Raw genomic sequence first — 16,682 nt, forward strand, 5'->3', positions numbered from 1 at the left:
TGAGCATCTATCAGCCTGCGCTTTTGTATTTCTCGTATATTTTTTTACACGCCGTTGATATACTGCACCTTGCCGCCGCGCACGACGCACTGATACCACTCCGGCAAATCGTCGTAAAACCAGTCTAACGTAAATTCATATTGCGGAAACTGGGCCGATACCTCTTTCAGCCAAGCCAGCGGCGGCGTATCGGCAGTCCGAAAGGTCAGGATATTTCCCATCAGCTCGGCATGAACGGCATTTTCCTCCGTCCCCCAAAAAGCCGAGCACCAATCCCGCGCCTCCTGGCCCGTCAAATCCCGGGGCATAGGCTGAACCGTATTGAAATCAAGCGGCTCCGTCCCGCCGACATACGCCAGCACCCGTTCCACGCCGTCCTGAGGCAAATACATTCGGTTTGTAATGTAAACAGGCATCGTCATCCCTCCCGTTCGTATTTCCTTTATCTATGTCGTCTGGTTTCAAACTGCCTTCAAAGGATAGGGCAACGGATGCCCTGTCCCGTTATGCGGCGAAGGCCTTGAAAAGAATCTGCCCCGACATGGGCCATACATTCCGCTACGACGCGGGTTTCCATCGGCGCAAGGCCTCGAAGCAGCCCGAAGGCATTTGCCGCTTGCAGCACCTTGACCGATAAGGTTTCGCCCAATCTCTTTGCCTTTTTGCGTATCAAGGACGGCGGCTGAATAATGGTAAGTCCGTCAAATCCCAGCGCTTCTGCATCTCTTTCTATTTCTCCCTTTAACCGCAGATAAAAGAACTTGGAATTGCAGTCGGCGCCGACGGACGACACGAGTACCAGCTGACGCACGCCCTGTTCTTTAGCGGTCCGGGCCGCTGTCAGCTGATATTCATAGTCGACGCGGTACTGCCCTTCCTTAGAGCCGGCTTGCTTCCGCGACGTTCCCAATGCGGAAAACAGAACATCGCCGTGCATGAATTCCCGCCACTGCTCCGGATGGGCAAAGTCGACGACATAAGACGTCAATTTCTCATGCTGAATACCGATGTCTCTCCGTGTAAAAGTCACTACAGAGCTATACCGCTCATCTTTCAGCAGCACATCGACCAGATCCCGGCCAACTGCCCCCGTCGCCCCGACGACGATGGCTTTTTTCAGATGATTTTCCATATATACCATGTTAATTTACCCTCTATGTAACTCCCTAAACGCAGCCTACTTCGTAAGATGGCAATACCCTAACGCTTCTAAACTCATATGAATCCGCTGACTCCCGTCAACGCCATGATAGCCGCAATACGTTTTACTAAAGCTATATCCTTATGCCGAGCAAGATGCGTCAAATACTCAAGCCGGTTCATTAAAACAGCTGTGCAGCACCTCATTTTATACAGATTATAAGTCAAAAACTGCCAGGTCATCAATCATTTTATGGGTATCATTCAAAAATTATATATATCAAAGCCGGATTACATGCAGATGCCGGATTTTCTGCCTCCCATTTCATCGGGATGCACAGAAAGCTCACGTGTTCGGGAACGATTTCGAACAGGTTTCACGACACGTTGACCTTCTCATACAATCGAAAAATGCTCCATAATTGATTGAAAATGATGCTGCGCCTCCAGGCATATATCCCGCAGCACGGACCGTTCCTGATGCCAAATACTAAGCCCGTGATGATAGCTCGGTTTCATATCTTTGAAAAGAATAAAGGGAACAATGCCATTCCTCAGGCATTCACTTAACATCAGCAGGCGCCCTACCCTCCCATTCCCGCTCTGGAATGGTTTAATTGCTTCAAAGCGCATGTAAAATTCGAGTATATCCTCTAACCGCTTAGGTGAAGCCGTCCTGTATGTATCCAGCAGCTCCTTCATCTTCTGACTCACATATTCCGGAGAGGAGGATGGAAGGGGGCTGCCCGTATTGGAAAAGGACTTATAGTTTCCTACGAAAAACCAGTCTTTATACGCATCTGTCGTTCCTATTTTAAGCGCGCGATGCAATTCCTTGATAAACTGTTCAGACACTCCGGACGACGCTTGTTCGATAACCAGGTCAATGCAATTAAAATGGTTCACAGCTTCAACAATATCATCGACCCGTACAGCGCGGTCTGCAATATATATCTGCTTAGTTTCAAACAGGTATTGGGTTTGCTCATGTGTTAAACGGTTCTCTGCTATACGGTTTGAGTGATAGGTCATGTCAATTTGCAGCCTGTGATAAATACCGCCCATAAACTGGCTTTCCTTCTCCCGACGGAGTATTCCCAGCAAAGGAGAAGACGCCGTTTCTTTACTGTTCCTGACGGGTTTCTGTGACGCAGCAGGAATATTCCAAGTATTTCCGTGCAAAACAGCGCCGCCAATACGCCCTTGCATGCAATACTCCTGGATAGAGCGTTCAGAAAGATTCCATACAGCAGCTGCCTCTTTAGCGGACATATATTTCATCGTTCATTTTCCCCCTTCCCTATATAACACATATGCTATCAGCCAGTACCTAAAAATGCATTGCAGATTGCATCGTCAAAGATTCATCATCATGCATTTTACTTGCCGTTCCTTTGGCCAAAAGATAAGTGGGACTATTTTTATCTGCATTAAGCTCCCAATACTCCAAGGGATCTCATATCTATCATGGCATCGGGCAAATTCATTATATTCTATACTGTATACTAATAGATATTTTTTGTCAAATAATAAAAGCCTTTGCGATCTCTTAGAACCTCCCTTCAAGGGCAGCTCTTGCTGACAGTCCTGCTATGGCGCGTTTATTCAGTAGTACTGCTCTTTTCCTGATGTTTCTTTATTATATGTCCAAACTCAGCGTATGATTAGCTAAAATAATATTTCAATAAATAATCGTTATTATTCATTGACAGGTTGACCGTTTTAGTATATACTTAAATCGTAATCAAAAATTATTATTTACTAGTAAATAAATTCTATTATCTTGATGCATATATAATCGTTTAAGGCAGGCATCCCGCCAAAGGAGGATACGCATATGAAACACGTTGAATTTTATCGCAATGACACAGATGGCAACGTATTAGTTCTAAGCGGAGGGCAGGCTCCGGAAAAAGTCATATATAATGGGCAGGAGCTGACTCATCTCGTGGCTGGCTCTGTCGATGCAGCTCATGAAAAACACGTACCGGCTTTCCAGAAAATCGATGGACACCTGGATGTAACGGTCGGTTCGGTCACCCATCCCATGGAAGAAAAGCACTATATCGAATGGATCGCTCTCGTCGATGAAAAGGGAGTCCATTTCCATTACCTGAAACCCGGAGAAGCACCGCAGGCTTATTTTGAAACCGGCGACAGCGGCGAAATCTACGCGTACTGCAACCTGCACGGCCTCTGGAAAGAAAGCTTCTGCAACGGCGACGCCGGCTCCATCGATGGCGCGGCCTGCTCTCCTGAATTTGGCGGCTGCCGTATCCATGAACTCTGATAAGACAACCAAACATTCACACCATCTCCTCTCTTATAACGCTACGTGAATAAGAAATGGGGCTATGCATAACGGATTTTATTCCGTATGTATAGCCCCATTTTCGGCTGTACCCTGATTAACGTTTCAATCAAAATGGCCTTCATATTGCCGCGGCTTCCCTGCCGCGGCTATCGTAATAGTCTCTTCAACGGAAAAAGCAGACAAAGGAACCGTTGGATACAGTCTTTACTATCAGTACTTTTTAGAAAACCATTCCTTCATCGTCTGTAAAACCTTGATCAATTCACCTTCTTCGATCACATAAGGAACCATCGCATAGAGGTATTTTAAAAACGGACGGCTGAACACACCCCGTTTATAGGCAAATTGCTGGTACCCCTTGATGGTATCTGAATCATATACTTCGATGCATACACAGCCGCCCATTATCCGGACTTCCTTGATGCGCCGGTCGGAGAAACCCTCCATCTCACGGCGGGTTATCGCTTCAATCCTATGGATTTTCGACATGTAATCCTGCTCCTCAAACAGTTCGATAGACTTCAATGCCGCACTGCAGGCCAGGGCGTTGCCCATAAAAGTGGGGCCATGCATCAGGGCATGAAAAGGGGCATCATCATAAAAGCCTTCATATACCTTTCGGTTTGCCACTGTAACGGCATGGCCGATATATCCGCCGGTCAAAGCCTTGCCAAGGACAAGGATATCCGGCAGGACCAAATCTGCAGCAAAGCGGTTTCCCGTCCGTCCGAATCCTGTGGCAACTTCGTCGAAAACAAGGAGCACGTCATATTGATCACAAAGCTCGCGCGCGCGTTTCAGGAAGGAGATATCGTACATTTTCATTCCGCCTGCGCCCTGCAGCAAAGGCTCAACGATAAAGCAATTCAGGCGATCATGGTATTTTGCAAAAGCATGTTCGAGGGCGTCGATCTCAGTAGGAATATGTACGACATCCTTGCTTTTCCCGTATGCTTTCAACACAAAGTGATAGTCCTCATCATCGCCTGCTTCCATGGCTTTGAACGTATCGCCATGGTAAGCGTGTTCCAGCGCTAATACCATGGTACGGTGAGTTTCTTTATGATTCACATAATATTGCAGCGCCATTTTAAGGGCCACCTCTACTGCGACACTGCCGGAATCAGAGAAAAAGCAGTAATCTAAATCGCCGGGCAGCCAACTCTGGAGTTTTTGGGAAAGTTTTTCCGCAGGCTCGTGGGTCAAACCACCCAGCATTACGTGGGCAAATTTCTTCAGCTGCATTTCAATCGCCTGATTAATTTCCGGGTGTTTATAGCCATGGATTACACTCCACCAGGAAGACACTGAATCAATCAGCTTCTGATCCTCGGTATACAGATAGACTCCTTCTGCATTGACAATTTTATAGGGAGCCCTCATTGTTTTCATCTGCTCATATGGATACCAGATCATTTCCTGCCGCCTCCGTTCTCTTCATAAAATCCTTCCAGCAGCTCAAAGGGCATATCCAAATCCGTATCGCCGTCTTTAACACAGGCAATTATATGTAAGCCCGTCATGGCTTCGCACATCAGCCGGTTATCCTCGTGCAATGGATTGCCCGGATCGTAACGATTGAATATAATACCCCTCACGGGTATTTTATGAGCCTTCATATATTCAGCCGTCAATCCGACTGCGTTAATGGTGCCAAGCCCTGCGTCAGCAATCATCAGGCAAGACAGGCTGCGGGCCTTGATGAAATCCTCCTGCTGGATCTGTTGCTCGTCAAAGCGGAGCGGGCAGAGGATTCCTCCCGAACCTTCTGCCGTAATATGCTCATACTTGCCGCACACATAATCAAAATGCTTCAGCACGCATTCCATTTCCAGGGGCTTTCCCTCAAGCTTTGCCGCCAGATGAGGAGAGACCGCTGTCTCATAAATGTATGGGCACATCTCTTCAAGGGGCTGTTCGATTCCGGACATCCGTTTCACCTGCAAGGCGTCGCCGGGGATCAACGTGCCGTCTGCACGCCGATCGTTGCCGCTCATAGCAGCTTTGTAGTAGGCAGCAGAGGCTCCGCCCTCCCGAAGCTTTTTGACAATCAGCCCCGTCACATAGGTCTTGCCGACGTCCGTTCCGGTTCCAGTAATAAACAGGCTTTTACTCATTGCAGCGCTTCACCTCATATCCCAGTTCCTTTAATAGCAGCATATCCGTTTTCGTTGTGATTCCTGCAGTCGTCAGCATCTCTCCCGAAATCGCCGCGTTCGCCCCTGAAATGAAGCAGCTTTTTCCCTTATCCGGCAGCAGGCCCCGCCCGCCTGCAAGGCGGATAGCAGCCCTCGGGAGGATAAAGCGGTAGACAGCGACGATCCTGCGCATGTCGTCTTCCGTCAATCTCTCATTGCATTCAAACGGCGTGCCGGGAATCGGGTTCAGCAGGTTCACCGGCACACTGAGAACGCCCAGCTCCTGCAGGCTAAAGGCCATATCAATCCGATCTTCGACCGTTTCGCCAAGTCCCATGATGCCGCCGCTGCAAACAGAGAGCCCTGCAGCCTGCGCGGCCCGGATCGCCTGTATCTTGTCATCGAACCCATGGGTGGTACAGATGTTGGGAAAATTCCTGCGGGAAGTTTCCAGATTATTATGTACTCTTGTGGCACCGGCCTCTTTCAGCTTGCGGAACTGCTGTTCATTTAGCAGGCCGAAGGAAACGCAAACAGAAATCCCGACCTTTTCTCTGATTTCCCGAATCGCTTCGCACATTGCATCTACCTCCGGATCAGACAAGCCTTTTCCTGATGTTACGATGGAGTAACGAAGAACGCCTTGTTCATGATTACTCCTTGCCTGCGCTACAATTTCTTCTTTGGAAAGCAGCGGATAGGCAACCACACCGGTGCGGTGATGAGCCGACTGGGCGCAAAACCTGCAGTTTTCAGAACAGTTTCCGTTTTTGGCATTGATAATCGTGCAAATATCAAATTGATTGGCACAAAAGTGTCGGCGGATCTTATCAGCACTCCCGCATAGTTTCAAAAGAGGCTGCTCGTATAAAAACAAGGCTTCTTCCTTTGTGATTTGTTTCCCCTGTAAGACGTTGTTTGCTAATTCATTTACATTCATTTTCATATCCTCATATTCTATTGCTTTCTATTGTTCCTCATGATCGGAATCATTCTTTTTCCAAGAAATGCCCCAAGAACGCATAACAAAATATCTCCCGGTACAGCCAAAATAAAGCCATACAGGAACAACGGCCATAAACCAATAGGATTTCCAAGGTAAAAATTGCTCAACAAATAATAATACATCATTCCAAACACATAAACGATTGCAAGACCAACAAAGTTTGCCGCAAGCAAGCGTTTATAGTTCGGATTCGGAACCTGATTGGCAATAACGCCAGTCACATAGGACGCAGCGGCAAAACCGACAATATATCCGAAGGTCGGCTTCAGTACATACACCAAACCGCCGCCTTCCGCAAATATAGGAAGTCCGAGAAGTCCCATCAGAATATACACTCCTACAGAGACAGCGCCAAGTTTTCCTCCAAGCAACAGGCCTGCCGTCATTGTAAATAAAAGCTGCAATGTAAAGGGCACAACAGGAACAGGAATTTTGATACATGCGCCTATAACAATGAGCGTAACAAAGAGACCGCACATTATTATATTTTGTGTTTTGCTCTTTTTCATATAGCCTCCTATCCACAAACAAAGGTTAATTTCACCGAATAAACAGCAATCTTCCGTACCGCCAAGAGTATCTCTCTAACAAGCGGCACGTATCGTCTATATTAAGGGCAAAGGCATTTTTGAATTTTGGAGAAAACATCAGCTTGACTCGTTTGCCGATGACAAGACAGCGGTTTCAGTATGATTCCACATAGACTGTTTATAGTGTTCAAGCCGCTAAAAAAGCCATATCTATTCCAGTGTCTTTATAGTTAACCTTCCCCAGTCATGACGCGATATAGCTATCGGACTTACCTATATTTGCTTGATCCCGCACAAGAACATGGCTGGATTCCACGACATCCAAGCGCACAAATTTCCATCTTCTGAATCACAGTGCGCAAATATTTAGAACGTCCCGGCACTGCTTCAGTAATTTTCCAAACAGTGAGGCGAGATACAGAAAATTTTAGAGCAATATCTTCACAAAAAACGTCCCTATTCGCCTCAAAAAGCTCAAATATTTTTTGTTGTCCCGTCACCACCTCCTCAATCGATATAACTATAGCATTTTCTCCTTTATATTGTCAACTATATATTAAATATATAGTTGACAATATACTTGCTATTTTGCTGCCACCATCTCACTTTCATATGTACCGTAAGTACATCAAAAATGTCTTTAGGATGTCTTGCTATATGCCAATTTCCCTTGTCGTTCCTGCCTATTATATTCAAAATACTCCAGCCTTTTTTAGACTATCCGTAGGCCGACCTGCCCCTCATTTTTGTTAACATATACTTGCGCTGAGCAAAAAGAAAATACCAAAAAGAGCGCCCACATCATGAGCGCTCCTTTTGTGCTATGGTTACAATAAATCGGAATACGATCCTGTCTGAAAGGCCGTTGCAATCGGCTGTTCATTATTTATCACATATACTAGCAGCCAATCCGGCTTGCAGCATTGTAATCCAACGTTTCGGCCTATTACAACTACATCATGCTATTCTCTGATGGCTTCCAGCAATTCCTTAGCTGCCAGGATGCCTAATGCATTCGCTGCCAACGGACTGTCGCCAGTAAGTACATTTCGGTCTTTATGAATCCGGCCGGTAATGTCTTCATTGACGATCTTCACGCCCAGCTTTGCCAATCTTTCAGCCAACAGCCATTTCAATCGCCCAGGCATATAGCCAATGTCCTGATTTGCCCCTTCATCCAGGCAATCGGGAAATACGGCCATTTCATAGCCGGAAAACAAAAATTTGTCTTCGTCGACCGCTGCTGCCAGCAGAGCCGCCGGTCCGTGGCATAAAGTAATTATGTTTTTCTCTGCTTTCATAGCCCATTGCAGCACGGCCTTTACATCACGGCTCTCCGGCAAATTCACCAGCGCCCCGTGGCCTCCGGGAATAAAAACGCCGACATAGGGCGAGCCCTCCGCCGTAACCTCCTGCAGTATATCGCTCAGCCTCAGGGGATGCTCAAATTTAGACAAATATTCCTGATATAGACTCATGACAGGCTCATCCTTTTCCGGCATAGCCCACATTTCCAGTTTTACAGGATTGCCCGACAAGGTCGCCACGTCTATTTCAAATCCGGCGTGATGCATGTGCAGCATAGGAAGCAGCGTTTCTACAGGATGATTCCCTGTAGAGAAATAGGCTCCGTTTTTCATCTGTACATATCGTTCATCAGATGCAATCATCAGCACTTTATACTGGCCGCCTGTATAGGGGGAATCAATGGCAAACCCCTGGAAATCCGTAACAGGACTTGTATATACACTTAAAGAATATGGTGAAGGAAAAAATGCGTTATGCTCCGCCCGGTCCCGAACCGGTTCTTTACTTAAAGTAGTCATTGTCAATCCTCCTTTGATGTATAACATCCATTCAATAGATGTCTCCTAAATCACAAATGCTGCAAAACTCCATAAAGGCATTGCTATTCTTGAATCATTATATCCACTATATTAACAAACACTAATTCCCTCGTCAATATGCATTCTGCTTTCACAACAGCCTATTCAGGTCTGCCTTCCAATAGTATACATTCAGATCATAAGGGCCTCTGCTGCATCAACTATTCAGTTGGCAGGCTTCCCGGACATATACTCAAACCACTTAATTCACGTATTTGACAAATATTCTTCCGCCAATATCCTACGACAACAGATGTATAAAAAATCGCGTTTACTGAACATTTTATATTTTATCGGTACATGTCGCTTTAACAAAGGTCGTTCAGCGTCTTGCCGCCTTCATAGTCTTCCAAATCCTGCAAAGTCTTATTATCCTTATTTGAGGCATGTAGATAGCGCATCGGCAACTTCAACCATACATTTATCATAGTTACGCAAAACACGGCGGCAGCAAGTTGTCTGCACTTGCTGCCACCGTGTTTTATCTTCAGATGAAGACTCTTCTGTCTAGCATCTACTATTCAGTTGGTGGGCCCACCTGGATTTGAACCAGGGACCAACCGGTTATGAGCCGGGGGCTCTACCGCTGAGCTATAGGCCCTAAAGGTAAGGTAAAAACCTTACCAAGTAATTATACGATAAGAAAATAGACTCGTCAAGTTAAGGATTAAAGAAAATCCTTAATCTTTTCCCGCTTGCCCCAATTGCGCAGCTTGCTGAGAGCCTTGCCTTCAATCTGGCGAATTCGTTCGCGCGTGACGTTGAAATGCTGGCCTACTTCTTCCAGCGTTCTGGGGCGGCCGTCCTTCAAGCCGAAGCGCAGGTACAGGACCTTGCGTTCTCTGTCCGTCAGGCAGGAGAACACGTCTTCAATCTGTTCTTTCAGCAGGATGAAAGACGCGGCATCGTCCGGAGCAATCGCTTCAGAATCTTCGATAAAGTCTCCCAAATGAGAATCTTCTTCTTCACCGATAGGCGTTTCCAGCGATACCGGTTCCTGGGCAATCTTCATGATTTCCCGGACGCGTTCTACAGGAATATCCATCTTTTCGGCAATTTCTTCCGGCAGCGGCTCTCTGCCTTTATCCTGCAGGAGCTGACGGGAAATGCGGATGAGCTTATTAATCGTTTCGACCATGTGGACGGGAATGCGTATCGTCCGGGCTTGGTCGGCAATGGCCCGGGTAATGGCCTGGCGAATCCACCATGTCGCATAGGTACTGAATTTATAGCCCTTGCTGTAATCGAATTTGTCGACAGCTTTCAAGAGACCCAGATTGCCCTCCTGAATGAGGTCGAGGAACAGCATGCCTCGTCCTACGTACCGCTTGGCGATGCTGACGACGAGGCGCAGGTTGGCGTCGGTCAGTTTTTTCTTGGCCATGGCTCCGGCTTTTAATTCTTCTTCCGTCGCGTCAGGCGAATTGCCTCGCTCGATAGCCTGAGCCAAAGCGATTTCTTCCGTTGCCGACAGGAGCGGCACCCGGCCGATTTCCTTCAGATACATGCGGACAGGATCGTCGATATTGATGCCTTCAGGAACGCTTAAATCGACATTGTGCAGATCGGGAACGGGCTCGCCGTCGTCGTCGACGTTGAGGTCGTCGTTGTCGTTCAGGGAATCGTCTTCGCCGATAATATCAATGCCCTTATCGGCAAACAGCTCGTACATCTTGTCGATTTGTTCCGGCGACAGGTCGTCTTCTTCCATGACGTTCATGATTTCCGTATACGTAAGACAGCCTTTTTTCTGGCCTGTTTGGAGAAGCTGCTTAATATGCTGCAGGACGATTTCACGGCGTTCTTGCTCGCTCATCTGCTTTGCCGGTTCTTTTTTCTTGCTCGTTTTGCGTTTCGGCGCCTTTTTCGCTGTACTTTTCTTTGCGCCGGCTTTCTTTTCTATTGTATTTTCAACTGCATCTGTCGTTTTTACCATGACGTACAAGCTCCTTTCTCCTAAGACCATTTCTTTATTTCTTCGTTTATTCGCTTGCATGCTGCTAATTCTTCTATAACCCGCTGGTCGTTATTGCGGCTGTACGCAGTCGCTTTTTGGCTGTGCTCGATATACTGCTTCTGCAGCTCGGCTAAGCGGAACCGCCTGACGTAATCCATCAGCACGGCTTCGTCCATAGGGACGTCCTGCAAGATCATAATCCGCGCGACTTCTTCCGCCTCTTCCGGCGTCAGGCGCTGCTGAATATCCGCTTTGGCATAGGCCCCCTGCGAGGCGTAGACGTCTAAAATGGTTTGATATATGCGGCGCCGGCGTTCATCCATAAAAAAGGCGATATCAATTTTTTGCCGGATGCGTTCGCATGCCGACGGTTTTTCCAACAAGAAGCGCAGAATATTTTCTTCCGCCACAGCCATGGAGCCTTGTCCACGGGCCGCCGCGTTTTCATGAAACACTGTCGGCGATATGACGACTTGCTGCTGGCCTAATTCCGGATGCTTAGCCACGTATTTATTAAATTCGCTGCGGACAGCTGTTTCATCAATTTGTATTTGTCTGGCCATTTTCTTTAAAAAGCCGTCTAACACGACCCGGTTGTCTACGGTCGCCACGACGGGAAGAACCATGGCCGTAATGGAAGATTTTCCTTCCAGCGTCGTGCCGTCGTATTGGCGCAGCGCCGTCTGGAGCATGTAGTCCAAGGCGTTGGGAGCGTTGGATACGGCTTCTTTAAATTTTTCCGGCCCGGCTGAATTAATATATTCGTCGGGATCCTTTCCCTGGGGCAGCGACACGACGCGTATCCGCATGCCCATGCCGCGGACGATTTCCATCGCCCGCAGCGTCGCCTGCCGGCCGGCGCCGTCCATGTCGTAGGACAGTACCAGCTCGTCGGCCTGCCGCTGCAGCAAACGGGCCTGCTCCGGCGTAAACGACGTGCCCAGAGAGGCTACGACGTTGCGTATGCCCTTGTCGTGAGCTGCTACGACATCCATGTAGCCTTCGACGAGGACCGCCCTTCCTTCTTCATAAATGGCTTTGTGAGCCAGATCCATGGCAAATAATAAGCGGCGTTTATTAAATATAGGCGTTTCGGGAGAATTCAGGTATTTCGGCCGGCTGTCGTCCAGCACGCGGCCGCCGAATCCGACAATACGGCTGCGGCCGTCCCGTATGGGAAAGATAACCCGGTTGCGGAAGGCGTCGTAAAAACGGCCGTTCTTTTCTTTCGCCAGCCCCAATAGAACCAATTCCTTTCCCGACACGCCCTTTTTCATAAAGGCGTCGGTCAGCTTATTCCAGTTGTCCGGAGCGAAACCGAGCTTAAATTCTCGAATCGTCCCGTCGGATACGCGGCGCTTGTGAAAGTAAGCCAGGCCCGGCTCTCCGTAATGAGTTTTCGTCAGACAATTATGAAAAAAATTCCCGGCCATTTCATTGATTTGATACAGGCGGCCTGCCAGCCGTTCCCGTTCGATTTCCTCAGCCGACTTCTGGATTTCCGGCAGGGGGATATGGGCCCGCTCGGCCAGCATCGTCACGGCGTCGGAAAAGGAAACGTGCTCCTGCATCATGATAAATTTAAATACGTCGCCTGAGGCATGACAGCCGAAACAATAAAAAAAACCTTTATCAGCGGCGACGCTGAAAGACGCTGTTTTTTCGCTGTGAAAGGGGCAGCAGGCCCAGAAATTCCGTCCCTGGCGCTTCAGGGACACGTACCCCGATATGACGCCGACGATGTCATTGGCTTGCCGCACCTGTTCAATGAATTCACTGGAAAATCTCCTCACGCCAATCACCTGTACCTTTAATTATTCCGACGATAATATATTCTCTATAACCCGGCCAAAATCCTTCTTTTATTTCCAAACCGCGAAAAAAACAGCAGACCTGCAAAAAATCCGCAACGCTCCTATCATAATACATTCCCTGCCCATCGGTCAACGTTCTTTTCCATTTAATTTTATTCGCAAATTGACAGAGGAGCCTAGAAATGTATAGATTTATTTTTTACCATTTTGTATAATATAGATGAATAATCTTAGATTTGCAATAAAGGATGGTATAATGATTCATTTTACAGTAGGCCCGCTCTCCAGGCCCACGAGCCTTCTCGGAGCGCTCCGCCATTTCGGCGTATCGTCGACGCTGCGCCGCCGCATCAAACGCAACGGCGTCTGCACGGTCAATGGCAGTCCCGCTTCGACAACGCAGTTTGTCTATGAGGGCGATGTCGTCTGCGTCGACCTGCCTCAGGTCAATTCGTTTTCGCCTGAGCCCATCCCTTTGTCTATCGCCTACGAGGACGACTACCTCCTCGTCGTCGACAAGCCCGCAGGCCTGCTCATGCACCCGACGGCAGCCGTGCGGCAGGGCACGCTGGCCAACGCCGTAGCGTACTACTACGAAAAAAGCCGTCAGCGCTGCTCATACCACCCGATGCACCGCCTGGACAAGAATACGTCGGGCTTGTGCATGATTGCCAAAGAACCGCAGGTGCAGTCCCAATTCGATAAAAAAGAAACATCCTACAAACGGCTGTACATGGCGTTGACCGAAGGCCGTTTTCCCAGCCCCTTCGTCACCGTCCGCAGCCCTATCGGCCGCTGCCCGGACAGCATCATTACCCGTCAGGTCATGGCCGGCGGAAAACCGGCCCATACGGATTTCACCTGTCTGGCCGCCGGCGACGCCTACAGCCTGGTCAGCGTCTGCCTGCACACGGGCCGGACTCATCAGATCCGCGTACACAGCGCCTATCTCGGGTACCCTCTTGTCGGAGACGACCTGTACGGCGGCTCGCGAACTTTCATGACACGGCAGGCACTGCACGCTTACGCCATGCAGTTTGTCCATCCCATGACGGGACAGCTTATTTCTGTCAATTCCCCCCTCCCTGCTGATATGGCGCGCCTTGTCAGCCAGGCCGGCTGGAATTATATATACGCAAGGCTTCATTAATTTTATTTTTTTAGGAGGTATGCCAAATGCCATTAGTCGGAACCACAGAAATGTTTAAGAAAGCCTATGAAGGACACTACGCCATCGGAGCGTTCAACATCAACAACATGGAAATCGTCCAGGGCGTTACGGAAGCAGCTGCCGAACTGAAATCCCCTATTATTCTTCAGGCTTCGGCCGGCGCCAGAAAATATGCTAAACCGGCATATTTGAAACATCTCGTCGAAGCGGCTCTGGAAACGAACGACCTGCCCATCGCCCTTCACCTCGACCACGGCGCAGACTTCGAAACGTGCAAAGACTGCATCGACGGCGGCTTCACATCGGTTATGATCGACGGCTCCAAGCACTCGTTTGAAGACAACATCGCCCTGACGAAAAAAGTCGTTGAATACGCCCATGCACACGGCGTCGTCGTAGAAGGCGAATTAGGCCAGCTCGCTGGTATTGAAGACGACGTAAAAGTCGCCGCTCATGAAGCTTCGTATACTCGTCCGGAAGAAGTAGAAGAATTCGTAACCCGCACCGGCGTCGATTCCCTGGCTATCGCTATCGGCACAAGCCATGGCGCGTATAAATTCAAACCGGAACAATGCACGCGCAACGAACAGGGCGTCCTCGTTCCGCCGACACTGCGCTTCGACATCCTCGAAGAAGTTTCCAAACGCCTGCCCGGCTTCCCCATCGTACTGCACGGTGCTTCGTCCGTCGTTCCCGAATACGTTAAGATCATCAACTCCAACGGCGGCAATCTGGCCGACGCTATCGGCATTCCGGAAGATCAGCTCCGCAAAGCCGCTTCCATGGCAGTCTGCAAGATCAACATCGACTCCGACCTCCGCCTGGGCCTGACCGCCGGCATCCGTCAGCACATGGCACAGCATCCGGATCATTTCGACCCGCGCCAGTACCTCACAGACGGCCGCCAGTTCGTCCATGACATCGTAGCGCACAAGATCAAATGCGTTCTCGGTTCGGAAGGCAAAATCTAACTAAATTACAAAAATATATTGATTTTTAACGCTCTATATGATAGAATACTTTCTAGTGTTCTTGTAATTTAGGGAGGTGAATCAATTGCCGCAAATTAAATCCAACATCAAATCCATGGAAAAGGACGCAGCTCGTCACGCAGCTAACTCCAGAGTAAAATCTTCCGTTCATACGGCTATCCGCCGCACGACTGAAGCAATTGCCGCTGGTGATGCCGACGCTGTAAAGAAAGCCTTTGATAAAGCAAGCAGTGTAATCGATAGCGCCGCTCAGAAAGGCGTTCTCCATAAAAACAACGCAGCTCGCAAAAAGTCCCGCCTGGCTGCTAAAGTCAACGCAATGGGAAAATAATGTAAATGCTGACAAGGCCCGCCGAATACGACGGGCCTTGTTTTTCTATTCTCAAGGAGGCCTTATGCAGTTCCCCCAGATTTCACAGTTTAGACATTTTCTTATTTTATTTTTCCCTCTCCTGTTCACACAGGTAGCGCAAATCGGCACCAGCGTATTCAGCAGCATATTCAGCGGCCAGGCCGGTACGGTTGACCTGGCCGGCGTCGCCGTCGCCGTCAATATCTGGGTGCCTATTTTCGCCGGCGTCTGCGGCTTATTTTTCGGCGTGTCGCCTATCATTTCGCAGCTTCGCGGAGCCCGCAAGGACAGCCGCATTCCCATGTATATTGCTCAAAGCTTGTACATTGCTGTCTTTTTTACCGTCGTCGCTATCGCGCTCGGCAGCCTCGTCCTGCCGCCCTTTCTCGACTTTATGGGACTGGAACCGGCCGTCCGTTATATTGCCGGCGAGTACCTGTTTGCCTTGGCTCTGGGCATTCTGCCCATGTTTCTCATGGCGACGATGCGCTATGTCGTCGATGCCCACGGCATGACTCATATTTCTATGGCAATTATCGTATTTCATATGGTCATTACAGTGCTCTTATTCCGCCTGCTCATCTTCGGCGGCCTGGGCCTTGCCCCTATGGGCGGCATCGGCACGGGGTATGCCCTGACAATCGCTTCGTGGATAGCGTTTTTCATCTTCGCTGCCGTGCTGCAATGGAAAGAGCCCTTTCGCACGTATCGCATCTGGACCAGGCCCCGTCCCATCAGCTGGGCCCACTGCTATCACCAGCTGCAGCTGGGCGTCCCCATCTTTATCGCCGTCTTCTGCGAAACGAGCCTGTTCAGCATCGTCGGCCTTCTCATGGCCGAGTTTGGAACGTTGTATCTGGCGGCCAATCAGGCGGCTATCAGCTACGCCACGCTGACCTATACGATCCCCTGGAGCGTCAGCCTGACGGCGACTATCGTCATCGGCTACGAAGTAGGCGCTAAGAATTTCGTCGGCGCCCGCCAATACGCCCTCCTCTGCCAGATGACGGCCTTTGCCGTGGCAACGGTGACCATTACGGCGACGTACCTCTTCCTGGACCCGATCAGCAGCCTGTTTACCCACGATGCGGAGACCTTCGCAGCCATCCGCAATTTTCTCGTATACGCCATGGCCTTCGTCTTTCTCGACGCGGCCGGCACGCCTGTCCAGGGAATTTTGCGCGGCTACAAGGATGTCAAGGTCATTACGTACATCGCCTTCGTCACCTACTGGCTCATCAGTATTCCCCTGGGCTATGCCTGCGCTCATCTGACGCCGTACGGGCCGTACGGCTACTGGCTGTGCTTCGTCATCAGCCTTATCATCAATTCCAGCGCCTTAAATTACCGCTTATGGCGTCATACAGCATTTCAACAGTAAG

At 49.1% G+C, this 16,682-nt stretch carries 15 protein-coding genes and 1 tRNA gene; 5 read left to right on the forward strand and 11 right to left on the reverse strand.

The features are described from left to right. Nucleotides 1-44 precede the first annotated feature (44 nt). The 3 genes from E0L13_RS01705 to E0L13_RS01715 all read right to left on the reverse strand — a co-directional run bounded on the left by E0L13_RS01705 (nucleotide 45) and on the right by E0L13_RS01715 (nucleotide 2,421). The gene (locus tag E0L13_RS01705; RefSeq protein WP_168059851.1) at nucleotides 45-416 is read right to left on the reverse strand and encodes a hypothetical protein; all 372 of its coding nucleotides are present in this window, start codon (nucleotides 414-416) and stop codon (nucleotides 45-47) included. A gap of 56 nt (nucleotides 417-472) precedes the next feature. Then, entirely contained in the window at nucleotides 473-1,141 is a 669-nt protein-coding gene (locus tag E0L13_RS01710) for an NAD(P)H-binding protein (protein ID WP_240924629.1), read from the reverse strand. A gap of 395 nt (nucleotides 1,142-1,536) precedes the next feature. Next, a complete protein-coding gene (locus tag E0L13_RS01715; RefSeq protein ID WP_168059853.1) occupies nucleotides 1,537-2,421 on the reverse strand; it encodes a Fic family protein in 885 nt (294 codons plus the stop codon). A gap of 556 nt (nucleotides 2,422-2,977) precedes the next feature. On the opposite strand from E0L13_RS01715, the gene E0L13_RS01720 reads away from it, so the two are divergent. Then, nucleotides 2,978-3,430, forward strand: a complete 453-nt coding sequence (locus tag E0L13_RS01720) for a desulfoferrodoxin family protein (protein WP_168059855.1) — start codon at nucleotides 2,978-2,980, stop codon at nucleotides 3,428-3,430. Between the two features lie 234 nt (nucleotides 3,431-3,664). Here the strand turns inward: E0L13_RS01720 and bioA are convergent, their stop codons facing one another. From bioA to dnaG, 8 genes are all read right to left on the reverse strand, one after another. Next, entirely contained in the window at nucleotides 3,665-4,870 is a 1,206-nt protein-coding gene (gene bioA / locus E0L13_RS01725; protein ID WP_168059857.1) for an adenosylmethionine--8-amino-7-oxononanoate transaminase, read from the reverse strand. Beyond that, complete coding sequence (bioD, locus tag E0L13_RS01730) at nucleotides 4,867-5,571, reverse strand: dethiobiotin synthase (protein WP_168059859.1); 705 nt, start codon at nucleotides 5,569-5,571, stop codon at nucleotides 4,867-4,869. Before bioD ends, bioA begins: the two co-directional genes overlap by 4 nt. Next, nucleotides 5,564-6,532 carry a biotin synthase BioB gene (gene bioB / locus E0L13_RS01735; protein WP_206081460.1) on the reverse strand — a complete coding sequence of 323 codons (969 nt, stop codon included), beginning with the start codon at nucleotides 6,530-6,532 and terminating at the stop codon, nucleotides 5,564-5,566. Before bioB ends, bioD begins: the two co-directional genes overlap by 8 nt. A gap of 17 nt (nucleotides 6,533-6,549) precedes the next feature. Then, entirely contained in the window at nucleotides 6,550-7,107 is a 558-nt protein-coding gene (locus tag E0L13_RS01740) for a biotin transporter BioY (RefSeq protein WP_168059863.1), read from the reverse strand. A 983-nt stretch (nucleotides 7,108-8,090) separates the two neighbouring features. Then, the gene (gene hchA, locus E0L13_RS01745) at nucleotides 8,091-8,954 is read right to left on the reverse strand and encodes a glyoxalase III HchA (RefSeq protein WP_168059865.1); all 864 of its coding nucleotides are present in this window, start codon (nucleotides 8,952-8,954) and stop codon (nucleotides 8,091-8,093) included. Nucleotides 8,955-9,540: 586 nt separating this feature from the next. Continuing rightward, nucleotides 9,541-9,615: transfer RNA gene (locus E0L13_RS01750), tRNA-Ile, on the reverse strand. 66 nt (nucleotides 9,616-9,681) lie between these two features. Beyond that, nucleotides 9,682-10,830, reverse strand: a complete 1,149-nt coding sequence (gene rpoD / locus E0L13_RS01755; protein ID WP_198643488.1) for an RNA polymerase sigma factor RpoD — start codon at nucleotides 10,828-10,830, stop codon at nucleotides 9,682-9,684. A 140-nt stretch (nucleotides 10,831-10,970) separates the two neighbouring features. Further along, nucleotides 10,971-12,764 (reverse strand): DNA primase, encoded by a 1,794-nt coding sequence (gene dnaG, locus E0L13_RS01760; protein ID WP_168059867.1) that lies wholly within the window; start codon nucleotides 12,762-12,764, stop codon nucleotides 10,971-10,973. Nucleotides 12,765-13,041: 277 nt separating this feature from the next. Here dnaG and E0L13_RS01765 point away from each other — a divergent pair, with 277 nt between their 5' ends. The 4 genes from E0L13_RS01765 (at nucleotide 13,042) to E0L13_RS01780 (ending at nucleotide 16,681) form a co-directional block, all read left to right on the forward strand. Next, entirely contained in the window at nucleotides 13,042-13,935 is an 894-nt protein-coding gene (locus E0L13_RS01765; protein ID WP_168059869.1) for an RluA family pseudouridine synthase, read from the forward strand. 26 nt (nucleotides 13,936-13,961) lie between these two features. Continuing rightward, nucleotides 13,962-14,927: a class II fructose-1,6-bisphosphate aldolase gene (gene fba / locus E0L13_RS01770; protein WP_087477027.1), complete on the forward strand. Its 966-nt coding sequence runs from the start codon at nucleotides 13,962-13,964 to the stop codon at nucleotides 14,925-14,927. Nucleotides 14,928-15,012: 85 nt separating this feature from the next. Then, nucleotides 15,013-15,279 (forward strand): 30S ribosomal protein S20, encoded by a 267-nt coding sequence (gene rpsT / locus E0L13_RS01775; protein WP_087477028.1) that lies wholly within the window; start codon nucleotides 15,013-15,015, stop codon nucleotides 15,277-15,279. 64 nt (nucleotides 15,280-15,343) lie between these two features. After that, nucleotides 15,344-16,681 (forward strand): MATE family efflux transporter, encoded by a 1,338-nt coding sequence (locus E0L13_RS01780; protein ID WP_168059871.1) that lies wholly within the window; start codon nucleotides 15,344-15,346, stop codon nucleotides 16,679-16,681. Nucleotide 16,682: the final 1 nt, after the last annotated feature.

The sequence above is a fragment of the Megasphaera sp. SW808 genome, assembly GCF_012027795.1.
Lineage (GTDB): Bacteria > Bacillota > Negativicutes > Veillonellales > Megasphaeraceae > Megasphaera > Megasphaera stantonii.